The organism is Myxococcus eversor (assembly GCF_010894455.1).
In the GTDB taxonomy this organism is placed as follows: domain Bacteria; phylum Myxococcota; class Myxococcia; order Myxococcales; family Myxococcaceae; genus Myxococcus; species Myxococcus eversor.
The window spans coordinates 101,271-123,776 of sequence record NZ_JAAIXY010000021.1; the positions used below are offsets into that span (position 1 = coordinate 101,271).

General features: G+C 68.8%; 17 protein-coding genes. 10 read left to right on the forward strand and 7 right to left on the reverse strand.

Going from position 1 to position 22,506, the window contains the following annotated elements:
- Positions 1-43: 43 nt before the first annotated feature.
- Entirely contained in the window at positions 44-1,174 is a 1,131-nt protein-coding gene (tal, locus tag G4D83_RS34590; protein ID WP_163869152.1) for a transaldolase, read from the reverse strand.
- 167 nt (positions 1,175-1,341) lie between these two features.
- Here tal and G4D83_RS34595 point away from each other — a divergent pair, with 167 nt between their 5' ends.
- A complete protein-coding gene (locus G4D83_RS34595; protein ID WP_240356955.1) occupies positions 1,342-3,246 on the forward strand; it encodes a transketolase in 1,905 nt (634 codons plus the stop codon).
- A gap of 46 nt (positions 3,247-3,292) precedes the next feature.
- Positions 3,293-5,761 (forward strand): WD40 repeat domain-containing protein, encoded by a 2,469-nt coding sequence (locus G4D83_RS34600; RefSeq protein WP_163869154.1) that lies wholly within the window; start codon positions 3,293-3,295, stop codon positions 5,759-5,761.
- Positions 5,762-5,767: 6 nt separating this feature from the next.
- Here the strand turns inward: G4D83_RS34600 and G4D83_RS34605 are convergent, their stop codons facing one another.
- A complete protein-coding gene (locus tag G4D83_RS34605; protein ID WP_240356957.1) occupies positions 5,768-6,484 on the reverse strand; it encodes a hypothetical protein in 717 nt (238 codons plus the stop codon).
- A gap of 146 nt (positions 6,485-6,630) precedes the next feature.
- Positions 6,631-7,050, reverse strand: a complete 420-nt coding sequence (locus G4D83_RS34610) for a hypothetical protein (RefSeq protein ID WP_163869155.1) — start codon at positions 7,048-7,050, stop codon at positions 6,631-6,633.
- Between the two features lie 287 nt (positions 7,051-7,337).
- Between G4D83_RS34610 and G4D83_RS34615 the strand changes: the two genes are divergently transcribed.
- A complete protein-coding gene (locus G4D83_RS34615; RefSeq protein ID WP_163869156.1) occupies positions 7,338-9,290 on the forward strand; it encodes a vWA domain-containing protein in 1,953 nt (650 codons plus the stop codon).
- 93 nt (positions 9,291-9,383) lie between these two features.
- On the opposite strand, the gene G4D83_RS34620 is transcribed toward G4D83_RS34615, so the two are convergent.
- Both G4D83_RS34620 and G4D83_RS34625 read right to left on the reverse strand, forming a co-directional pair.
- Positions 9,384-10,268, reverse strand: a complete 885-nt coding sequence (locus G4D83_RS34620; protein ID WP_163869157.1) for a class I SAM-dependent methyltransferase — start codon at positions 10,266-10,268, stop codon at positions 9,384-9,386.
- 190 nt (positions 10,269-10,458) lie between these two features.
- The gene (locus G4D83_RS34625) at positions 10,459-10,677 is read right to left on the reverse strand and encodes a hypothetical protein (RefSeq protein WP_163869158.1); all 219 of its coding nucleotides are present in this window, start codon (positions 10,675-10,677) and stop codon (positions 10,459-10,461) included.
- Positions 10,678-10,872: 195 nt separating this feature from the next.
- Between G4D83_RS34625 and G4D83_RS34630 the strand changes: the two genes are divergently transcribed.
- Positions 10,873-12,765 (forward strand): caspase family protein, encoded by a 1,893-nt coding sequence (locus G4D83_RS34630; protein WP_163869159.1) that lies wholly within the window; start codon positions 10,873-10,875, stop codon positions 12,763-12,765.
- A 65-nt stretch (positions 12,766-12,830) separates the two neighbouring features.
- On the opposite strand, the gene G4D83_RS34635 is transcribed toward G4D83_RS34630, so the two are convergent.
- Entirely contained in the window at positions 12,831-13,430 is a 600-nt protein-coding gene (locus tag G4D83_RS34635) for an RNA polymerase sigma factor (protein WP_163869160.1), read from the reverse strand.
- Positions 13,431-14,498, reverse strand: coding sequence for a sigma-54-dependent transcriptional regulator (locus G4D83_RS34640; RefSeq protein ID WP_275902409.1), 1,068 nt, complete (start codon positions 14,496-14,498; stop codon positions 13,431-13,433).
- 390 nt (positions 14,499-14,888) lie between these two features.
- Between G4D83_RS34640 and G4D83_RS34645 the strand changes: the two genes are divergently transcribed.
- From G4D83_RS34645 to G4D83_RS34670, 6 genes are all read left to right on the forward strand, one after another.
- The gene (locus tag G4D83_RS34645) at positions 14,889-15,218 is read left to right on the forward strand and encodes a hypothetical protein (RefSeq protein ID WP_163869162.1); all 330 of its coding nucleotides are present in this window, start codon (positions 14,889-14,891) and stop codon (positions 15,216-15,218) included.
- A 102-nt stretch (positions 15,219-15,320) separates the two neighbouring features.
- On the forward strand, positions 15,321-17,570 hold the full coding sequence (locus tag G4D83_RS34650; protein ID WP_163869163.1) for a TOMM precursor leader peptide-binding protein: 2,250 nt from the start codon (positions 15,321-15,323) through the stop codon (positions 17,568-17,570).
- A gap of 12 nt (positions 17,571-17,582) precedes the next feature.
- Positions 17,583-18,977: a SagB/ThcOx family dehydrogenase gene (locus tag G4D83_RS34655; RefSeq protein ID WP_163869164.1), complete on the forward strand. Its 1,395-nt coding sequence runs from the start codon at positions 17,583-17,585 to the stop codon at positions 18,975-18,977.
- Positions 18,974-20,314 (forward strand): B12-binding domain-containing radical SAM protein, encoded by a 1,341-nt coding sequence (locus G4D83_RS34660; protein ID WP_163869165.1) that lies wholly within the window; start codon positions 18,974-18,976, stop codon positions 20,312-20,314. Before G4D83_RS34655 ends, G4D83_RS34660 begins: the two co-directional genes overlap by 4 nt.
- On the forward strand, positions 20,311-21,651 hold the full coding sequence (locus G4D83_RS34665) for a cytochrome P450 (RefSeq protein WP_163869166.1): 1,341 nt from the start codon (positions 20,311-20,313) through the stop codon (positions 21,649-21,651). Before G4D83_RS34660 ends, G4D83_RS34665 begins: the two co-directional genes overlap by 4 nt.
- Entirely contained in the window at positions 21,648-22,466 is an 819-nt protein-coding gene (locus G4D83_RS34670) for a class I SAM-dependent methyltransferase (protein ID WP_163869167.1), read from the forward strand. Before G4D83_RS34665 ends, G4D83_RS34670 begins: the two co-directional genes overlap by 4 nt.
- Positions 22,467-22,506 lie beyond the last annotated feature (40 nt).

The window sequence follows — 22,506 nt, forward strand, 5'->3', positions numbered from 1 at the left end:
CCCATGCGCGGACCGACCAAGCGCGCTTGGTACAACCCTGAGACTACTTCTTCTTCAGCTGCTCCCCCACCGCCCCCAGCAGCGCGTCGAACGACTCCTCAAAGAGCTTCACGCCATCCACCGCCAGTCGCTCGGTGATGGACTTCATCGAGACGCCGCTCGCCTCGAGCTGGCGCATCGTTTCCTTGGCGCCGGCGAGGTCCTCCACCAGGCTGGTGCGCACCTTGCCGTGCTCACGGAAGGCGTCGATGGTCGCCGGGGGCATGGTGTTGACGGTGTCGGGGCCGATGAGCTCCTCCACGTAGAGCACGTCCCGCAGCTTCGGGTTCTTCGTGCTGGTGCTCGCCCACAGCACGCGCTGCACTCGAGCGCCCTTCGCCGCGAGCGCCTTCCAGCGCGCGCCGCTGAAGACCTCCTGGTAGATGCGGTAGGCGAGCTTCGCGTTGGCGATGGCCACCTTGCCGCTGCCACGCAGGGCCTCCAGCGTCTTTCGCTGCTCGGCGGAGACACCCGCCCCCTTGAGCCGCTGCTCGATTTCCTTGTCCGCCGCCACGTCGATGCGGCTGACGAAGAACGAGGCCACGCTGGCCACCGTGCTCAAATCGCCCCCCGCCTTGGCGAACTTCTCCAGCCCGCTCAGATACGCGTCGGCGATCTGCCGGTAGCGCTCCTGGCTGAAGAGCAGCGTCACGTTGATGTTGATGCCCTCCGAGATGAGCTGCTGGAAGGCGGGCACTCCGGCCTCCGTGCCGGGGACCTTGATCATCACGTTCGGCCGCGCGAGCGTCTTCCACAGCCGCCGGGCCTCCTCGAGCGTGGCCTGCGTCTGGTTCGCGAGCCGGGGGGACACCTCCAGCGACGCGAGACCGTCCTTCCCCTTCAGCGAGTCATAGACGGGCCGGAGGATGTCGGCGGCCCCCTGGACGTCGCGCACGGCGAGGTGCTCGTAGACGTCATTGGCGGAGAGCCCCTTGGCGCGCGCCTCCGCGAACAGGTCCGCGTAGTCCTCACTGCCCGACACCGCCTTCTGGAAGATGGTCGGGTTGGAGGTGAGGCCCTTGAGCCCATCCTCGTCGATGAGCTTCTTGAGCGTGCCCTGGGTGATGTAGCTCCGCTGGAGGTTGTCCACCCAGACGGCCTGGCCGAACTCCGCGAGCTGACGCAGTGGATTCATGGGACGTCCTCCCCTGGTCTTCAATGTGCCCATGCCCTCCAGTGCGCGAGCAGGCCCGCGCCCCGGGGCTTCCCTGCCCGGTTGCTCCTCGAAGAGAGGACCCTCGCTTCACCGGGGACTCCACCGTCAACACCCTACGGAGGTCCCCTACAGCCTGGAGAGAGACGATGGCAGACACACTGGCAGAGCTCGCGGCGCAGCTTCGAGTCGACAGCATCCGAGCGACGACAGCGGCGGGCTCGGGACATCCCAGCTCCTCCATGTCCGCGGCGGACATCGTCGCGGTGCTGTTCCAGAAGTACCTGCGCTTCGACTTCCAGCAGCCCAAGTCCCCCGACAATGACCGCTTCGTGCTCTCCAAGGGCCACGCCTGCCCGGTCCTCTATGCGGCGTTCAAGGCGGCGGGCGCCATCGACGACGAGGAACTGCTGACCCTGCGCAAGTTCGGCAGCCGACTGGAAGGACATCCCAACCCGCACGTGCTGCCGCTCGTGGACGTGGCCACCGGCTCGCTCGGCCAGGGGCTCGCCATCGGCGTGGGCATGGCGCTGATGGCGCGGCTGGACCAACGGCGCTTCCGCACCTACGTGATGATGGGTGACAGCGAGACGGCCGAGGGCTCGGTCTGGGAGGCGTTCGACAAGGCGTCGCACTACCAGCTCGACAACCTCTGCGCCCTCATCGACATGAATCGCCTGGGCCAGAGCGGACCGACGGAGCTGGGCTGGAACGACGAAGCCTATGTCGCTCGCGCCCGCGCCTTCGGCTGGCACGCGCTGGCCGTGGATGGCCATGACCTGGGCGCCATCGACCGCGCGCTGGCGGAGGCCGTGGCGACGACGGGCAAGCCCACCTGCCTCATCTTCAAGACGGAGAAGGGCCACGGCTACCCGGCCATCGCGAACAAGGAAGGCTGGCACGGCAAGCCCCTGTCCGAGGACCAGGCCCGCGAGGCCATCCAGGGGCTGGGCGGCGAGCGCAACCTGCGCTTCGACGTGAAGAAGCCGGAGGCCACCCACCCCGCCGCCCGGGAATCCGCCGCGCCGCTGAATCTGCCCCGCTACCCCACCGACGAGAAGGTGGCCACCCGCAAGGTCTACGGCGATGTCCTGAAGGCGCTGGGTGACGCGCACCCGGACCTCGTCGCGCTGGACGCGGAGGTGTCCAACTCCACGTACTCGGAGGAGCTGAAGAAGGCCCATCCCCAGCGCTACTTCGAGATGTACATCGCCGAGCAGAACATGGTGTCCAGCGGCGTGGGCATGGCGGTGCTGGGCAAGCGCGTCTTCATCAGCACCTTCGCGGCCTTCCTGTCGCGCGCGTATGACCAGATTCGCATGGCGGCCGTCTCCAACGCGACGCTGCACGTGTGCGGCAGCCACGCGGGCTGCTCCATCGGCGAGGACGGCCCCTCGCAGATGGGACTCGAGGACCTGTCGATGATGCGCGCCGTCGCGGGCAGCACCGTGCTGTACCCCAGCGACGCCAACCAGACGGCCGCGCTGATGGCCCAGCTCGTGGACCTGCCCGGCATCAGCTACCTGCGCACCACGCGCGCCAAGACGCCCATCCTCTACTCCGCCACGGAGAAGTTCCCCCTCGGCGGGTGCAAGGTGCTCCGGCGCTCCGACCAGGACGTGGCGACGATTGTCGCCGCGGGCATCACCCTGCATGAAGCGCTGGAGGCCCACGCGCGACTCCAGGAGTCCGGTGTCGCCGTGCGCGTCATCGACCTGTACTCCGTGAAGCCCGTGGACGTGAAGACGCTGCGGCAGGCCGCGAAGGAGACCCAGGGACGGCTCATCGTCGTCGAGGACCACTGGGCCGAGGGCGGACTCGCCGACGCGGTGCTCGAGGCCTTCGCCGACGACGGCTCGCCGCTGCCTCGCGTGAAGCGCCTGGCGGTGCGAAAGCTGCCCGGCTCCGGCAAGCCCGAGGAGCTCCTGAGCGCGGCCGGCATCGACGCCGAGCACATCGTCGACGCCGTCCTGGCCATGAAGGACGCCCCGGGCCCCACCGGCGGCGAGGCCGAGCCGAAGGCCCCGCGCGCTCGCGGACGGAAGAACGCCTGAACCCGCTCCAACAGGGGCTGGAGGTCGTGCGAGAGTCTCTCCCGCGATGACCTACGACCTCCAGTCCCTCACCGAGCTGTCCACCCTCGAAGACCTCGTGAGCACCCAGGGCGTGACGGCGCTGCTCGCCACCCTGGACGAGGTGCTCTCCCGCACACCTCCGGACGCGCTCGTCCTCAAGGAGGTCGGCCCGGCCGTGGGTCCGCGCACGCTGCGCGTCCTGCGCAAGGCCGTCGAACTCGACGCCACCTTCCTCCAGGCGCACCCCGAGGCCCTCTTCCAGTGCCTCTACAACCGCCTGCGCTGGCACGACGCGCCCGACGCCGCCCCGCACTTCAAGACCGAGGGCCCGGGCCCCTGGAGCGCGCCAGACGCGCATCTGTTCAAGCTCGCCGAGCACTGGCGGCGCCAGCGCGACGTGGACGGCGCGGCGCCCTGGGTGGAGTCCCTGCTGCCCCTGCGCGGCGCCCTGGAGAGCGCGGACTCCTTCTACTGGCACGACGCCCAGGTGCTGTGCGCGGCCTACAACCCGGCGGGGACGCGGCTCGCCAGCGGCTCCTGGTCCGAAGGCGACAACGTGCGCGTCTGGGACGTGGCCACGGGCGAGTGCATCCAGGTGATGGAGGGCCATGAAGGAGAGGTGCGCGGACTCGCGTGGAGCGCGGACGGCACCCGGCTGGCGTCGGGCTCCAGGTCCCACGACACGCGCATCTGGGACGTGGCGACCGGGGCGCTCCTGAAGGACTTTCCGGGACAGGAGGGCCAGGTGACCTCGGTCGCCTTCAGCCCGGATGGACGCCTGCTCGCCAGCGGCAACCTGGGGTGGCTCGTGCATGTGTTCGACGTGGACTCAGGCCGCCTGGTGAAGACGCTGAAGGGACATGAGCAGTCGGTGCTGAGCCTGTCCTTCCATCCGTCGGGGAAATGGCTCGCGAGCGGCGCGTCCGACTCCACGCTGCGCATCTGGGACACCGCGACGTGGACGCAGGTGACGCGCATCGACTCCGATGGGTACGTCGACACGGTGGAGTTCAGCCCGGATGGCGAGTGGATTGCCTGGGCGGTGTTCGAGGGCATCGCCGTGGCGGACACCCGGACGTGGACCCGGCTGCCGGGCACGCGCGGAGAGGGGCGCTATTCGCAGGTGGGCTGGCTCGGCACGAACCGGCTGGGCCTGCTGTCGTACAACAGGGTGGAGGTCCTGGAGGTGCGCGACGGCACCGTCTTGTGGACCCGGCCCTATCCCTCCGACGGCCATCAGCGCGGCGCGGCCTTCTCACCCGACGGCAAGCGCTTCGCCCTGACAGCGTCGGATGGCGGCCTGCTGGTGAGCGACCTCTACGCCCCCCCGCCCCCGACGCTGCGAGTCGAAGCACAGCGCGTCCAGGAGCTGTGGGGAGAGCCGGAGGGAGCGGCCGCCTTCGCCCAGCGCTATGACGGCGGATACGCCATCGATGCGCGGGGCGCCGTTCGCGAGTACCGCCTCGACGGGGAAGCGGTGCCCAGGGAGCCGTGGAGCATCAGCGCCGACGGCACCCTGGCCGCGTATCCCATCCAACTCTTCATGGAGACGCCTCCCCGGCGGGGGGTCCGGTTGCTCGACCTGAAGAGCCTGACGCCACTGAAGTCGCTGTTCGCCAAGCCGCTGAATCCGGAGGACACGAAGCAGCGCTACACCCAGCCCCAGCCCGTGGCCCTCTCTCCGGACGGACAGCTCGTGGCGGCGGCGCTCGAGCCCGGGTGCGTGCGAGTCTGGCGCGTCTCCGACGGAGCCCTGCTGCACACGCTGCGCGGCGCGAAGGGTCTCGTCTCCCTCGTCGCCTTCACCCCCGACGGCGCCCACCTCGTGTGTGGCTATACCGAGGACGCCCGCCTGTGGGTGTACGAGGTGACGAGCGGAAGGAATGTCCTGACCACCCGCGCCCTCCTGGAGCATCAGCCTTCGTATGCGACGACGACGCTGCCCCCACGCCTCGCCGTGGGGCGAGCGTCCGGCGAGCTGGAGGTCTACGACCTGACGACGGGCGCCTCCCTGCGGCTCATCCAGGTCTGCGACGAAGCAGTCATCGCAGTAGGGCTCTCCGAGGATGGCTCGCTCGTGGCGGCGTGTAGCACCGACAGGCGCGTGCGCCTCTTCGACGTCGGGACGGGCGCGCTCCGGTACGAGCTGCCCCATGTCTCCCTCCCCTTCGCGGTGTCCGTGGGCAAGGACATCCTGGTCACCCAGGCCAATGACCTGCGCACCCGCCTGTTCGACCTCGCCACGGGAACACTCCGCACGGAGCTCCCGGGCGGCTCCGAGCCGGACGACGTCACGCGGCGCCGGTTCTGGGAGGTCCTCGGAGAGGGCCCGGTCTCCTTCCATCGACAGGCGGACCCCGCACCGCTGGCGCACTTCCATGACGCGCTGGAGGCAGCCCTCGTCCTGCGGGACGGACTCGTCGTCGCCCGGGGCCGCGCCATCAAGGACTTCCTGTATGTATTGAGGATTCACGCCGCTCCGAGCGGCGCCTGAGCCCCGTCACGGGGAGGAGCACCCCACCCGCTGCCTGGCGACGGCCAGGTCGTCGAGCCACCAGTCGGTGGGCACGGAGAGCCCCTGGTAGAGGAAGACTCCCGCCTCCACCACGGTGAAGTGCCGGGCCTTCTCCCGCTTCGGCGGTGTGTCGGTGGGCGGGTCGGAGAAGACGAACTTCCGGGGCCACGCCAGCTCCACGCCGTCGAGCCAGACCCGGGGCTCGGCGGCCTCCGGGGCATCGCCGTTGGCCGCGTCGAAGAGCCATTCCAGACACACCCACCGGTCCAGCACGAGCGGCGTGTCGGAGACCTGCACCCACTCCGGGAAGCCGGGCGGCTCCGGCGGGTGCCAGATGGCCATGTACTTCTCCTGGTACGTCGCCACCTCGTACCAGTCGAGCGACTCGAACGCGCCGTCCTCGCTCCCGGGCCGGGGATACCGCGCGTTGAAGAGCCCCGCATGCGAGGCCGGGCGCACAGGCGTCGTGTAGACGAAGACCCGCCCCCACAACACGGGGCCGAAGTCGGCGGGCAGCGAATAGCGCACCGTCTTCTTCGGTCCCCCCTGCCCGCCCTCGCGGCCCCCCACCAGCTGGCGGGCATGCAGCGCATACCTGCCACCATGGGCCCGGGTGTCGTCCACGACGAGCTGCCCTTCGAACTCGTCCCGGTGCGGCGTCCAGCCGGAGGGCAGCCGCCCCTCCTCGAAGTCCCAGCGCATGGAAGCCGGCGGGCGATGGCCACACGCGGTGAACAAGACAGCCAGGGACAGCACGGCAGTCCAAGGGAGGATTCGAGCGAGCAAGTCGGAGACCTCGTCAAAAGCTCCAATCTCGCACGCCCCGCCGTGGCTGTCCCCGCCTGACGTCAGACCCAGACCTGGCTGTCTCCAATCTCCGCCGTCTTGAGCGCCTCGAAGGTGAGGTAGGCCTTGGGCGCGTCATGGTTGTAGCTGTCGTAGCTGAACCAGGTGCCGTTCTCCCGGCGGACGGTGAAGAAATGGCCGCGGGTGGTGTCGGCAATCACTCCCACGCCCCGCTTCTCGAGGACGGACACCTGGCTCTGCGTCAGCCCGTAGAGGCTCAGGACGGAGGGGTCATTGCCATCCATGACCATCTCCTCCGCCTCCTTGTGCTGCAGCCCGAGCGCCGTCTCGTAGTGCTCTGTCGCCTTCTGGATGAACTGTTCCCGGGTCAATCCACCGTCGGTGAAATGATACAGGGCATAGAACCCACAGAGCTTGGAGTCGGGAGGCGTCTTCGGCTGCTTCAGGAACTTGAAGGTCACGGTTCACTCGGTTGGTTGGAGAACGTGCGTCGGGGAGCCCCAACCGCACACCTCCGAGACGACACCCGCTCCAGGCTTGTGACATGGCCGCCACGGGCAGGGTGTAGCGGGAAACTCCACAGAACCACCTCGCGAGTAACCCTTCCCGTCACGCGCTTTCCCGCAACCGCCTGAATGACTTGCATGTCTTCAATGGCTTGCTTCCTGCTCAAGTCGGCTCACCACGTCGACGCCCCGCCAATTCCTCTCCGACATGACGTGGAAACCCCGTAGGAGAAAACCACTACATGTCAAAGCCATCCACGCTCCGCCCCCGAGCCATGACCTGGCTCGGCGCGGCACTCCTTTGTCTCTTCATGACCTCCTCCGTCGCGCAGGCCGCCAGGCCCGGGCCCGCCGAGCCGGGTCCCGTCCCGAAGCCTCCTGAAGTCGACCGCTGCGAGTGCGGCCCCCTGGATGTCGTCTTCGCCATCGACGACACCGGCAGCATGGGAGGCTCGCTGATCGCCTTCCAGTCGAACTTCTCCAACCTGCTGTCACAAATCCAGACGTCATCCAATGGTGACTATCGGCTGGGCCTGGTCACCTTCAAGGATGACGTCACGGTGCAGGTGGACCTGGGTGCGGGCAACGACACGCAGATGCAGCTGGCGGTCGGAAGCCTGGGCGCGTCGGGCGGGGCGAACCTGCCGGAGGCGTCCGACGAGGCGCTCAACACCGTCATCCACAACATCGCCTTCCGTCCCAACCAGAATGGCGCCTTCACCGGCATCTGGCGCACGGGGGCCCGCCGCGTCGTCGTCCTCATCACCGACAACCTTCCGGGTGGCTTCAACGACTTGTACACGGGCAACGCCCTGGCCAGCCTCCAGGCCCAGGAGGCCTACAACGAGGGCATCCGCATTCACGCCGTCTACGTCCCCACGGGCGGCACGCCCGACCCGACGGTGGTGGGCATCATGCAGAACTACGCCACCCTCTCCCAGGGCGGCTACCGGCTGACGTTGCCCAATGGTTCGGACGCGCACCTGGCCGTGCAGGACTTCCTGAGCGACTGCCGCACCCCGTCCGACGTCTTCATCCGCGACACGCCGGCCGACAACGGCTGGGAGCCCAGCTCCGGCGCCATCTGGACCAGCCCCGACATCAAGGTGTGCAACAACGTCAACGGCTGCGCCAGCTCCACCAACCCGGTGTTCGGCACGCCCAACAACTACGTCTTCGTCACGCTGCGCAACTACGGCCCGCTGCGCCCCACCGGCCCCATTGGGGGGTCGCTGCACCTCTACTACCTGGCGTCGGGCGGCAACTCCTCCTGGGGTTCGACGAGCTGGAAGCGCATCCACACCGAGCACGGCATCTTCCTGGACGCGGGCGAGACGCGTGACATCCGCATCAACTGGGCCAACGTCCCGGTGCCCGGCCACTACTGCCTGCTGGCACGGTGGGTCTCCGAGGGCGACCCGATGACCTACCCGGAGTACATCGGCTCCGACACCGTCACCAACACCCAGCTCAACAACAACATCGCCTGGCGCAACGTGGACATCGTCAAGATGGTGTCCGGCGGCACGGGCAGCACCACGTATGACGTGCGCCCCACCGTGGGCGCCGCGACGAAGCTCTTCATCCGTCCCGAGGCGGACCCGTTCCCGGGCACCGTGACGCTGGAGCTGACGGAGACGCTGTTCGCGCTCTGGAAGGCCGCGGGCGGCGAGGCCGAGGGCCTGGAGGGTGTCGAGGGCCGCACGCTGTTCTTCGGCGGCCACGGTGGCGCGCTGGCACTCAAGGCGGACAAGCCGCTGGACGAGCGCATCCACGTGCGCTTCATGTCCCACGGCAAAGAGGGCCTGTTCCCCATGAACATCTTCGAGATGGACGACCGGAAGGAGCCCATCGGTGGCGTGCGGTACGACATCAACGTCATCTCGCCGAACGCCGAACCGGATGCGGTGGAGCTCGCGGTGCGCTCCCTCGACGGCAAGTACGCGGAGCTGACGTGGCCGCACAGCGTCCACCACAAGCACTACGTCGTCTACCGGAGCTCGAACCCCGAGGCGGGCCACATGGAGGCCATCGGTGAGGTCTCCGCCAGCGAGGACCTCGACGCGACGACGGCGGTGCGCTTCCTCGACGCCGACGACGCGAGCCGGCGCTTCTTCTACGCCGTGGAGAGCCACACCGACAGCGGCAAGACGCTCAGCGGTTGGGTGACGCTGGAAGCGCCCGCCAACAAGTAACACGCGCGGCAACCTCCTTCCCGGGCGAGCCGTGCCCGGGAAGGAGGGCTGCCTTTCTTCAGGGCCGCGTTCCGCACGGGCCTGGACCGAGCCTCACCCGACGGCGGGCTTCTCCAGCACCAGGCCGAAGTGCGTGTAGCAGGTGGGGTGCAGCTCCAGGATGTTCTCGAAGTAGATGACGCGGGACGCAAGCCCCGCCGCGTGCGCGGGGTCCAGGACGCGCTGCTTCAACGTGTCCACGCCGTAGAAGCGCCCGTGCCGCTCTCCCCAGCCCGGGAAGAGGTGGATGACGGGCTCGGCCTCGCGGCGGATGTCATAACCCCACGCGGGGTCGCACATCGTGAAGGCATACTCGCCCAGGTACAGCGGGACGATGCAGACCCGGCCCCCGGGCCGCAGCACGCGCGCCGCCTCCCGGATGAAGCCCGTGTCGGCGCCGCCCTCGAAGTGCTCGAAGGAGCAGTGCAGCGTCATCGCATCCACGGAGGCATTGCCCAAGGGAAGCTCCGCCGCCGAGCCACCAATCTCGTGGCCGTTGATGCCGGGCGGAAACACCAGGTCCTGGACGAACACGTTGCGCGTCTTCGCCAGGGCGCGGATGACCTCCAGGTAGGGGCTGTTCAGCGTGGAGGCGATGTCGACGTAGACGGCGTCCTCGCGCGCCAGCAGCGGCGCCAGCTGCGTCCACGAGTAGTGGTACTGCGAGCGCTTCTCCCAGTAGGGCTGGAGCGAGCAGTAGTGTCGGAGGACAGGGCTGCCCGCCTGCAGCTCGTTCCAGAAGCGCTCCAGGCCGGCGACGTCGAAGCGGAACGTCTCGTAGGGGATGCCCGCCTGCCGCAGCGGCTCCGGGCGCTTGAGCTGGGGCCCCGGCCCATAGCGGCCGAAGCCGGTGAGGCTGAGCAGCTTGGAGAGGGGCTGGGAGGCCTGGTGGGCCGCCCGGTGCCGGAGGCTCTTCTTCACGCGGGTCAGCAGGTTCAAGCGGGGCTCCACGGGCCTGGGGAGCGCGCATTCTCGGGGGCCTCTCCAGGCGAGTCAACGCGGTCCGGGCCCACATGCCCACCCGCTCGGCGGCTCACGGGGCATGGATGCGGCGGCGTGGCCGGTCCACTGAACAGACCCGGAGTGGAGGGAGCGGAGAGAGATAGAGACTCCCTCCACCCCGGGGCCCTCACCCTGAATAGGACAAATCATTCAACCCAGGTGAGGACTGATTGCTCTGGTAGGTATTGACCCGCACCTGCCAGGTCCCTCCCTGATTCGTGCCGAGCCACTGGGCAATCGTCGTGATGAGCGTGGCGTCGTGGACATGCTTGTCCTGCTGCCAGCTCACCCAGACTTCCTTCCCTGAATCGGTGTTCTCGAACTTCTCCCGACAATACTTCGGCATCACTTGTCTCCTTCGCGAATCGCCTTGTGACTTCACCTCTCATGACGGTGCGTGAGCCGGGCTCGTGACAGCCCTCCGGGGTGGGGCGGACGACCGGTAGCCCTGTCACTTCAAGGGCCTTGGGCTCGTTCTCAAGGCGCGCCACCCACCGCTCTTCCGCGGTGCCCTGGAGCGCCCAAGGAGGCGAAGCACGCCATGAGCTCTTCCATTCCGAGCGGCACGGACCCGACCCCCAAGCCCCCCGCCAGTCCGCCACCCGCCCCCAAGGAGGTGTCGACGAAGCGCGGCTCCTCCGAGCCACGCACCCGGATTCGCAACCGCAAGGCCGTCGTCGCCGGCATCAACAACTACCGGCCTCAAATCAATCAGCTCTCCAGCTGTATCAACGACGCCAACCTGATGGTGAGCCTCCTGGGCACCCAGTATGGGTTTTCGCCCAAGGACATCCAGGTCCGGCTGGACGCGGACGCCACGCTCGGCAACGTGAAGGAGTCGCTGGCCTGGCTGATGGACGGCGCCACGGAGGACGACGCGCTGGTCTTCTTCTTCTCCGGGCACGGCTACCGGGTGCAGATAGACGAGGTCTGGCGGGAGAGCCTGGTGCTCTACGACGACTTCTTCTTCGACCAGGACTTCTCCAAGCTGACCCAGCAGCTCCCCGAGGGCGTGATGACCACCGTCCTGGACGCGTGCCACTCCGGCGGCATGGAGAAGGACCTGTTCATCGCGTCGGACTTCGCCCGGAAGTTGCAGCAGCTCGGCGCCACCCGCCGCATCGAGCTGGCCAAGGTGAAGGCATACATCGACCCGCGTGACTTCGGCGCCACCACGGGGGAGAAGGCGTTCCAACCCAACGCGAAGGCGCACCAGCGCTCGTGGCTCCATCGCAGCTCCGATGAGCGCTCCGGGGAGATTCCCTTCCGGGGCTTCGGCAGGCCCGTGCAGCTCATCACCGGAGTGCCCGTCACCAAGGCCTATGACGCGCAGGTGGCGGCCGAGCCGCCCCAGGCCAACTGCACGCTCCTGACGGCCTGCACCGCCGAGCAGACCGCCGCCGCGGGCACTCAACTCACCAAGAACCTGTCGGTGTTCACCTTCGCCCTGGGCCAGGTGCTCGGGGCGACGCCGAACGTCTCCTATTCGGACTGCCTCCAGCAGTCCGCGGCGCGCATCTCCAGCCTGGGCTTCCAGCAGACGCCCGAGCTGCTGGTGACGCCCGATACCCGTTGGGTGAGCACCCGCTCCGTCTTCCTCAACACCGATTTCGGCGCAGCGCCGAAAACCGTGGTCCCGGTCAGCCTGCCGTTCGGGCTGGGCTCGCCCACGGCTCCCGCAGCAAATCAATCGAATGAAGGAGTCCAAACGATGACGTCGTACTCACAGATGCCGAACCTGGCGGGCCTGTCGCAGCTCGTAGGCACGCCCACCGGCCTTCCCACGGCCGCCGCCGACAAGGGCTGGTCGGACGTGCTCCAGCACCTGGTCACCACCGCGCCCTCGCTCATCGGGCCCCTGGTGAACACCATCAGCGGCGCCGTCTCCGCCGCCAGCAAGGGCTACCAGCCCGCCGTCATGCCCGCCGCGGACAAGGGCTGGTCGGATGTCTTCTCGTCCCTGGCCTCCTCCGCGCCCGCGCTCCTGGGGCCGCTGGTGAGCACCATCAGCGGCGCCGTCTCCGCCGCCAGCAAGGACTACCAGCCGGGTGCTCCCATCGCCGCCGCCGACAAGGGCTGGTCGGACGTGCTCCAGCATCTGGTCACCACCGCGCCCTCCCTCATCGGGCCCCTGGTGAACACCATCAGCGGCGCCGTCTCCGCCGCCAACAAGGGCTACCAGCCCGCCGCGGACAAGGGCTGGTCGGACGTGTTCTCGTCCCTGGCCTCCTCCGCGCCCGCGCTCCTGGGGCCGCTGGTGAGCACCATCGGCGGCGCCGTCTCCGCCGCCAACAAGGGCTACCAGCCCGCCGTCATGGCCGCGCCCGACAAGGGTTGGTCGGACGTGCTCCAGCACCTGGTCACCACCGCGCCCTCCCTCATCGGGCCCCTGGTCACCACCGTCACCGGCGCCATCGCCGCCGCGCGCCAGTGAGCCAGGGCTTCGTCTGAAGCCGGGCCGGCTCCCATCTTCACGAATGGGGGCCGGCCCGACGAACCTCAGTCCCCCGTCCGCTTGCGCCGCCCCGACAGCCAGCGGTGGAAGCTGGCCTCGTCGCGAATCACCCCCGCCCGGACCAGCGGCTGGATGAGCCGCTTGCGGGAGCGCTCCACGATTTTGCGCACGTTCGCCGGCGTCAACTGGAGCGCCACCGCGATGTCCGCGTAGCCCTGATGGTCAACGAAGGCCAGGCGCGCGCAGGCCCGCATCTGCGGCGGCAGGGACTCCAGCAGCTTCAGCAACAACGTCTGCAGCCGCTGCTCCTCCTCTTCCGCTTCAGGCGTTGCAGCCTCCAGCTCCACGCCTTCCCCCAGCACCTCGTCGAGCGGAGTCCACCGCAACGCCAGACGCCGCCGCTCCCGCTGGAGGTCAATGCAGACATTGATGGCCACCCGACGCAAGAGCGCCCAGGGCCAGTCCGTCTGGGAGGCCCTGGACCATTGAAGCCACACACGCACCGCCGTGCGACTCAACGCATCCCGCGCCGCATCCGAATCCCCCAGCGTCCGCTCACAGACCCGCAGCAGCGCGCCCTGGTGCCGTCGCCAGAGCGCCTCGAAGGACTCGGACGCGCTCGACTCCTCTCCCTCGGTATGCACTCAGGCCTTCCCGAGCGTCAGGTCCACCAGGTCCGTGAAGGGCGAGGGGGACTGGCCCACCGCCTCCACGAGGGCATCCACCTTCTTCAGCTCCCGCTCGAGTGCCTTGTAGTGATTGCGATTCTTCAACAGCCGCTTGCGGCCCAGCAGCAGGAAGGCCTCCTCCCGTCCCACCTGCCGCACGGCGGTGCCGAGCACGAAGCCGCGAAAGGCATCCGCCAGGTCCAGGTCCCACGGCACGGCGGCGCGCTGGGCCTCCATCACGAAGCACGCGGATGCCACGCGCAGCGCCTCGATGAGCGAGCGCGACGTGGGCGACTCCTCGTAGCCCAGCGCCTGCATCACATGCGTGTCCCGCAGCAGGAGCGCGTCGTCCTCCTGAGACATCACCGCCAGGGAGTAGGCACGGCGGATGATGTTGTCGAGCTGCCTCAGGTTGCCCGGCCAGCTCCGGCCAAGCAGCTGCGCCTGCGCATCCGGGGACAGGAGCGCCCGGCCTTCCCGCTCCCGCTCCTGGTGTCGCCGGTCCAGCATGTACTGCGCCCAGGGAATGATTTCGTCCCGACGCGCGTCCAGCGGTGGAATCTGGATGGGGAGGACGTTGACCCGGTAGTAGAGGTCCTCCCGGAAGCGCCCCGCCATCACCGCCTCGTGGAGGTCCACGTTCGTCCCCACGATGAAGCGCACGTCCGCGCGGTGCAGCGTGCCCTCTCCCAGCACCCGGTACGTCCGCTCCTCCAGCACATGCAGCAGCCCCGCCTGCGCGCGCAGGGAGAGCTTGTCGATTTCGTCGATGAACAACGTGCCGCCCTTGGCGAGCGCCAGGCATCCCGGGCTGTTCTGCACCGCCCCCGTGAAGGCGCCCTTCCTCCAGCCGAAGAGCGCTCCCATCTGGAGCTCCTCCGGCACCGTCATCAAATCCAACACCTCGAAGGCGCCCTGCATCCGCCCCGAGTGCTCATGACTCCACCGCGCCAGCCTCGACTTTCCCGAGCCGGTGGGGCCGCTGATGAGGATGGTGTCCTCTTGTTGCGTGAAGACTCGCAGGACCTGAATCAGTCCGGACATGGATTCACCAATGACCGGAAGAAACGCGTCGGTTCGACTCGTCGGCATTCGTCCGCTCCAAACTCAAACAAGGGTGGGGGAAGCGGGGCGCACCGGCCTGCAAAACCTCATCCAGTCAAGAAACTGAACAACCCACTTCATTCACACGCGCGTCTGGGATGAAACCGCGTGGGCCGGCGTCCCCGTGACAAGCAAATGCTTGCAGCACGCAAGCATCGGGGCGGCCTTCACGAGCCCGCCCCAGCGCATCCTGGCGTCAAGACTCGCGCATGAAAGTCCATGCGCCCTGGCGCGCGCCATGCACAACGAAACGGCGGCCCTGTCGAGCGTGTCTTTCGCGTACTGGCGTCTTCATCCAGGGCCGCTCACCACTCGCAGCGAGGGCAGACCATGGCGGACTTCCGCACGGCGTACTCCAAGCTCATCCAGGATGTCTGGGCGAACCCAGGCAAGAAGGACCAGATTCAGCAGGACCCCGATTTGTTGAAGGTGTACGGCTTCGACACGATTCCCAAGTCAGTGGCCTTCACCGACGCGTACAGCGGTGCGACGGCCACGGGCTATGACGAGCAGCTCAAGAGCTGGGACCGCAACAAGGACGGAGACATCACCCTGTTCATTCCGCCGCAGCCCACCGTGACTCCCGGCGGCACGGCGGGCGCCGCGGCCAAGGACGTCTCCGTCTGCTGCTGCTGCTGTCCGTGCTGCACCTGCACCTGAAGTGCCTTGCGCATCCCGGGGCTCGGCGGCGGCGCGCGCCACCGGGCTTCCGGTCCCCTGTCGCTCCAGCGGTGCCCACGCTTCATGTCCCGGGAGTCACGAATGCTGTCGAGACCTGTCTGGAAGAGCCATTGCCGCGTGGAGCGCGTCGACGAGTCGACGGTGCTGCTGCTGCACGAGAAGGACTACCTGCTTTTGAGAGGCCGTGCCTTTCCCCTGCTGGTGCCCCTGCTGGATGGAAGACACTCGCTGCCGGAGGTCTTCGCGGCGCTCTCCTCGCGGCTGTCGCTGGTGGAGGTCTCCCACGCGCTGGAGGTCGCCGCGGAGCAGGGCTGCATCCTCGAGGGCGGCACCGACTCGCCGGAAGAGGCGCCCTTCTGGCACGCGCTCGGCGTGGACATGGCCACCGTGGCCGAGTGCCTCCAGACGCCCGTGTCCGTCGTGTGCCTGGGCGGTGCGTGGGAGGAGCGCCAGTTGGAAGCGCTGCGCGCGCAGGGACTCCGCACCGAGGGCGAGGCGGGCTTCCAGCTGGTGCTCTGCGACGACTACCTGCACCCGGCGCTCGACGCGCTCAACCGCCAGGCGCTCGCGGCGCGGCGGCCCTGGATGCTGGCGAGGCCCGTGGGCGGCACGCTCTGGCTGGGTCCCGTCTTCCGCCCCACCGTGACGGCGTGCTGGGCCTGTCTGGCGCAGCGGCTGCGCTCCAACCGGCAGCTCGAGTCCTTCCTGGAGCGGGAGCAGGGCCGTGTACAACCCCTGGTGCTGCCCACCGCGAGCCTGTCGGCGAGCACGGGCGCGGCCTTCCAGCTCGCGGCGCTGGAGGTGGCCAAGGCGCTGGTGCTCGGCCCCGAGCATCCGCTCGGAGAGCAGCTCGTCACGCTGGACCTGACGACGCTGGAGCTGGAGCGTCACCCGCTCGTGCGCAGGCCCCAGTGTCCGGTGTGCTCCGGCGAGGAGCCCGCGTCGCGAGCGCCCCAGCCCGTCATCCCCCGGTCGTGTCCGAAGCGGTTCGACGGCGACGGAGGCCACCGCACCCAGTCCCCCGAGGAGACCCTGGCGCGCCTGCGAAAACACGTCAGCCCCATCACCGGCGTGGTGAGAAATCTTGAAGCCCTGGGAGCGGACGGCGGCGCGGGGTTGGTCCACAGCTACGCGGCGGGCCACAACTTCGCGCTGATGCAGCAGGACCTGCGCTTCGTCCTGCTGAACCTCCGGGGCCGCAGCGGAGGCAAGGGCACGACGGACACCCAGGCGAAGGTGGGCGCGCTGTGCGAGGCCATCGAGCGCTACTCCGGCGTCTATCGGGGCGAGGAGTGGAGCCTGGTGACGAGCCTCCACGAGCTGCGGGACGACGCCATCCACCCCAACGCGCTGATGAACTTCAGCCCCGCGCAGTACGCCGGGCGCGCGGAGTGGAATGCCGCGCACCCCTCCGGCTTCCACCATGTCCCGGAGGCCTTCGACCCGGACCGGCGCATCCACTGGACGAGCGCGTGGTCCCTCACGAACGAGTGCTTCCGCCACGTGCCGAGCGCGTACTGCTCCTTCGGGCATCCGGACCTGGGCAAGGGGTTCTTCTGCACCAGCGACTCCAACGGCTGCGCGGCGGGCAACACGCTGGAGGAGGCCATCCTCCAGGGCTTCCTGGAGCTGGTGGAGCGCGACTCGGTGGCGCTCTGGTGGTACTCGCGGACCCGGCGGCCCGCCGTGGACCTGGACAGCGTGGACCTGCCGTACGTGCACGCGCTGCGGGAGCACTACCGGAGACTCCAGCGGGAGCTGTGGGTGCTGGACGTCACCGCGGACCTGGGCATCCCCACGCTCGCGGCGGTGTCGCGGCGCCACGACGCGCCCGTGGAGGACATCATCGTGGGCTTCGGCGCGCACCTGGACGCGCGCGTCGCGTTGCTGCGAGCGCTCACGGAGGTGAATCAGTTCCTCCCCGCCGTGCAGCAGCGGGACGCGGAGGGCCGGACGCTCTACTGGTTCCCGGAGCGGGAGGCCGTGAACTGGTGGCTGACGGCGACGGTGGAGAACCAGCCCTACCTGCGCCCGGACCCGAGCGTCGCCGCGCGGCCCCTCGGCGCGTGCGCTGATTTGTCCTCGGGAGACCTGAAGGTGGACGTGGAGCGCTGTGTCGCGCACGCGCGGCAGGCCGGCCTGGAGACGCTGGTGGTGGACCAGACGCAGTCCGACGTGGGGCTGCCCGTGGTCAAGGTGATGGTCCCCGGCCTGCGCCACTTCTGGAAGCGCTTCGGGCCGGGCCGGCTCTATGACGTGCCCGCGCGCCTGGGCTGGACTCCACAGCCGCTTCGGGAAGATCAGCTCAACCCCACGGGCATCTTCTTCTGAGGGATGGACGCGATGCGACTCCATGAATCCTTCGGGCTCACGCCCGGCATCAAGGTCCACGCGCTGGAGGATGGACGGCGCGTCGTCGCAAGTCCTCGCTTCGGCCTGGAGTTCGGAGGGCTGTCCCCCGGCGCCCTCGCCTGTCTCCAGCGCCTGGAGACAGGCTGCACTGAGCAGTCGATGTTCGACGCCGCGGAGCCGCATGACGGGCCCGCCGCGCGCGTCCTGGTGGAGCACCTGCTCCAATCCCTCGCGCGGAACGACTTCCTGTGCCGAACCCTGCTGATGGACGAAGCGCCGCTGGCGACGCTGCTGCCGAGCACGCCCCCCGGCCACTCGGAGCCTCGGCGGCCCGAGGCGAAGTATGTCCTCTCACGGCTCGCGTGCGTGCGTCGCGAGGACCACCAGCTCGTGGTGGAAGCGCCCGTGTCCCACGCGCGGGTGCTGCTGCATGACGCCCGCGCGGCGGCGCTCCTCCTGGCGCTGTCCTGTCCGCGCTCCTTGCCCGAGCTGACGGAGCGCGCCGCCACGCTGCCCCTGAAGGCCGTGGACCTCCTCCTGGGGATGCTCCTGGACGCGAAGGCGGTGCACGTCCCCGGGGAGGAGGACGCCCGGCTCTCGCTCTGGGAGCCGGAGGACTTGTCGTTCCACGCGCACAGCCGGCTGGGGCGGCTGCCGAGTCCCTACGGCGCCACCTATCGCTTCGAGCAGTGGATGGAGCCCCTGCCCCTGCTGAAGCCTCGGATGAGCGAGGTGGTGGTGCCGCTTCCCCGGCCCGACCTGGAGCGGCTCGCGCGGGAGGACTCGACCTTCACCGAGGTGCTGGAGCGCCGCCGCTCCCTGCGCACGTATGGCGAGCCCGCCATCAGCCTGGAGCAACTCGGCGAGCTGCTGTACCGCGCGGCGCGCACGCGGCGGGTCCTCTCCTCGGACCATGGCGAGCTGGGGGAGCGACCCTACCCTGGCGGCGGCGCGCTGTATGAGCTGGAGCTGTACCTCGTCGTGGACCGCTGCACCGGGCTGAAGTCCGGCCTGTACCAGTACCGCTCCGGGCAACACGAGCTGTGCGAGCTGACGCCACGCACGCCCCAGGTGGAGCAGTTGCTGGAGGGGGCGTGGCACACGCTCGCGAGGGAGGGTCGGCCGCAGGTGCTCCTCGTCATCACGGCCCGCTTCCCGCGCGTCTTCTGGAAGTACCAGGCCATGGGCTACGCGCTCATCCTCAAGAACGTCGGCGTGCTGTTCCAGACGCTCTATCTGGTGGCGACCGCCATGGACCTGGCGCCGTGCGCGCTGGGTGGCGGCGACTCCGAGCTGTTCGCGCGCGCCAGTGGAATCCCGTCACGGGTCGAGGGCGCGGTGGGTGAGTTCGCGCTCGGCACTCGAGCGAAGGAGGACGTCGGATGAAGGTCCTTTTGCTCTATCCCAATGCGCGCAGGGAGCTCATCGGCTGGGGAGACCTGGGCGCCATCGCGGAGCCGCTCGCGCTCGAATACCTGGCCGCCGGGGCGCGCCAGGACGGCCACGAGGTGCGGTTGTTGGACCTGCGCCTGCATCCGCATGACCTGATGCTGACCTTGTGGAGCTTCGAGCCCGACGTGGTGGGCGTCACGGGCTACTCCATGCATGTGCTCCGGATGCTGGAGCTGTGCCGGCAGAGCAAGGGGTTGTTGCCCAACGTCCGCACGGTGGTGGGTGGACACCATGCCACGCTGATGCCGGAGGACTTCTTCGAGCCGCAGGTGGACTGCGTCGTGAGCGGCGAGGGCGTCCGCCCCTTCCGGCGCATCCTCCAGGCGCTGGAGGCGGGCAAGGGCCTCGGGGGAATCCCAGGCGCCTGGGCACGTGACGCGGGAGACACGTTCCGCTTCGGAGGAGCGCCGCCGCAGTTGGACATCGACGCGCTGCCCTTTCCGGACAGGAGCCTGGTGCAGGAGGACCGGGGGAGCTACTTCATCGACTGGATGAAGCCCATCGCGCTCCTGCGCACCACGGTGGGCTGCCCCTTCCGGTGCAACTTCTGCTCGCTGTGGAAGATCATGGATGGCCGCTACTACAAGCGCGACGTCGAGCACGTCGTCGCGGAGCTGGCGACCATTCCCGAGCGGTACGTCTTCCTCGTGGATGACGAGCCCTTCGTCAACCCACGCCGCATGTGGGCCCTGGCCGAGCAGGTTGAAGCCGCGCGGATGGAGAAGGAGTTCTTCGCGTACTGCCGCATCGATTCGTTCCTGAGGGATTTGGACTTGATGCGCCGGTGGCGGGACATCGGCCTGCGGCGGGTGTTCTTCGGGCTGGAGGCGGTGCTCGACCACGAGCTGAAGGACTACAACAAGCGGCAGGCGCGCGAGCAGATTGTCCAGGGACTCCAGGCGGCCCGGGAGCTGGGCATCCACGTCTTCGCCAGCTTCATCGTCAAGCCGGAGTACACGCCCCGGGAGTTCGACCAGCTCGCGGCCTTCATCCGGGAGCACGGCGTCGACTACCCGTCCTTCACCCTGCTCACGCCGCTGCCGGGCACGCCCGCGTGCGAGTCCTTCGAAAACATCCTGGAGCGGCAGCCGAATGGCCGGCCCCAGTGGGAGCACTTCGACCTGCAGCACGCGGTGACGCGGACGCGGATGCCTCGGGAGGAGTTCATGCGGGAGTACCGCAAGCTCCAGGGCGTGTTCTCCGCGTCGTACCGCGCGGCACGCCATCCCCTCTTCCAGGACTCAGAGCCTGGGCCCCGGGTGATGCCATGAGCCTTTCGGACCTCACCCTGCCCCCGCCTCCGCTGGTGGAGGATGCCCCGGACCTGGGAGTGCTGCGCGCACAGCCGCTGCGCTTCCTCCTCGACAGCGCCAGCAAGCACGGGAGCCTCTTCCGCTACACGGCGGGCGGATGGTCCACCGTGGTGGTGAATCATCCCCTCCATGCGCAGCACGTCTTGCAGAGCCACGCGCGCAACTACGTCAAGCAGGGCACGCCCGACTTGATGATGCTTCTGCCCATGCTGGGCCAGGGTTTGATGACCACCGAGGGCGAGGCCTGGGCCGAGCAGCGACGGGTGGCCCGCCCCGCCTTCGAGCACAGTCGCATCGAGCCCTGGGTCCAGGTGATGGCGGAGTGCACCGAGGACATGTTGCGCCGCTGGGAGGACCCGGCACGCACGGGAATTCCCTTCGATGTGGAGCGCGAACTGGGACACCTCACGCTTCGCATCGTCACCCGCTGTCTCTTTGGTTGTGATTGGGAGGACGCCACCACGGACTTCGCCGGGGCGGTGCAGCGGCTCAACAACTTCATGTCCCGCTTCGACGCCGGGGACACGGTGGGCCTTCGACAGTTCCGCGAGGCGAGCCAGCTCATCGACACGCTGGTCCAGCGCATCCTCTCGCGGCGCCGCGAGGCAGGAGGCGGCTCGGACCTGTTGGCATTGCTCCTGGACGCGCATCCCCGACAGCTCGAAGGGCCCGCGGGTGAGCGGGTCCTGCGCGAGCAGATCTTCACCTTCCTGATGGCGGGCCACGAGACGACGGCCAAGGCGCTCACCTGGAGCCTTCACCTGCTCGGCCTGCATCCGGAGGCGCGGCTTCGCGTGCGCGAGGAGGCCCAGGCGCTGCTCGGCGCGAGGCCCGTGCTGGCGGAGCAGGTGCGGTCGCTCGACTTCGGCGGTCGGGTGCTCCAGGAGGCGATGCGCCTGTATCCTCCGGTGTGGTTGATGTCGCGCATCTGCCGGGAGGACGACTGCGTGGGCGGCTATCACCTCCCCGCCGGCACCCTGGTCATCGTCAGTCCCTACCTGCTCCATCGCCATCCGGACTACTGGAGCGAGCCGGAGACCTTCGACCCGGAGCGCTTCCGCGACAGCCGCGCCTCGGCTCGTCATCCGTATGCGTATCTCCCCTTCAGCGGAGGGCCGCGCGTCTGCATCGGCCGCAACTTCGCGATGATGGAGGCCCGGCTCGTCCTGGCCATGGTCGTCCAGCGCTTCCAGCTCCAGCACGTGGAAGGCCACCACGTCGAGCCGGAGGCGCTGGTGACGCTGCGTCCCTCGGGTGGGCTTCCGATGCGGGCTCGCCACTGGGGCGCGGAATGAGCGGCTCGTACCGTCCGGAGGAGAATCCGGGAGGGCTCGACGAGGAGCTGGCGAGGTTGAAGTCACAGGTGGAGCTGAGCTGGCCGGAGGAGAAGCGGCTCCTGCGCTCGCTGGGGCTGACGGAGGGCATGACGGTGGTGGAGCTGGGAGGCGGGCCCGGGTTCGTCACGGAAAAGCTGCTGGAGCTGGTGCCCTCCGGCGCGGTGCATGTCGTCGAGCTGGACCCGGGAATGTGTCTGCTCGCGGAGGCGCGACTGGGAGCACGCGCGCGAGTACACCAAGGCTCCGTCCTGGACACGGGGCTCCCCGACGCGCGCTTCGACCTGGCGCTGGCGCGCTTCGTGTTTCAACACCTGGAGGAGCCCCTGCTCGCCGCGCGCGAGGCGCTCAGGCTGCTGCGCCCTGGGGGACGGCTGGTGGTCAGCGAGCTGGACGCCGGACTGTGGGGCGTGGCGGAGCCGTCACTTCCGGAGCTGGCGCCCATCCACCGCAAGGCGGAGCGGCTTCAGCTCCAGCGCGGGGGCAATCGCTTCATCGGACGCCACCTGGTGCGGCTGCTCACCGCCGCCGGGTTCACCGAGGTCCGCCTGGACGTCATCGCGTACCACAGCGACGCCCTGGGCCTGGAGGCGTTCCGACGGCAGCTGGACCCGGAGCGGCTGCGTCCCGCGATGGAAGCCGGGCTCATCTCGCCGGAGGAATTGGAGCAGGTCCGCGCGGGATATCGCCGCTTCTACGACACCCCCTCCGCCTCCATCCTCATGCTGGGCTTCGTGGCCCACGGCCTCCGCTCTTTTGTCGACTTACAAGATTAACCACTTTTACAGTTATGCAACGCTGTAACCGATGCAAGAT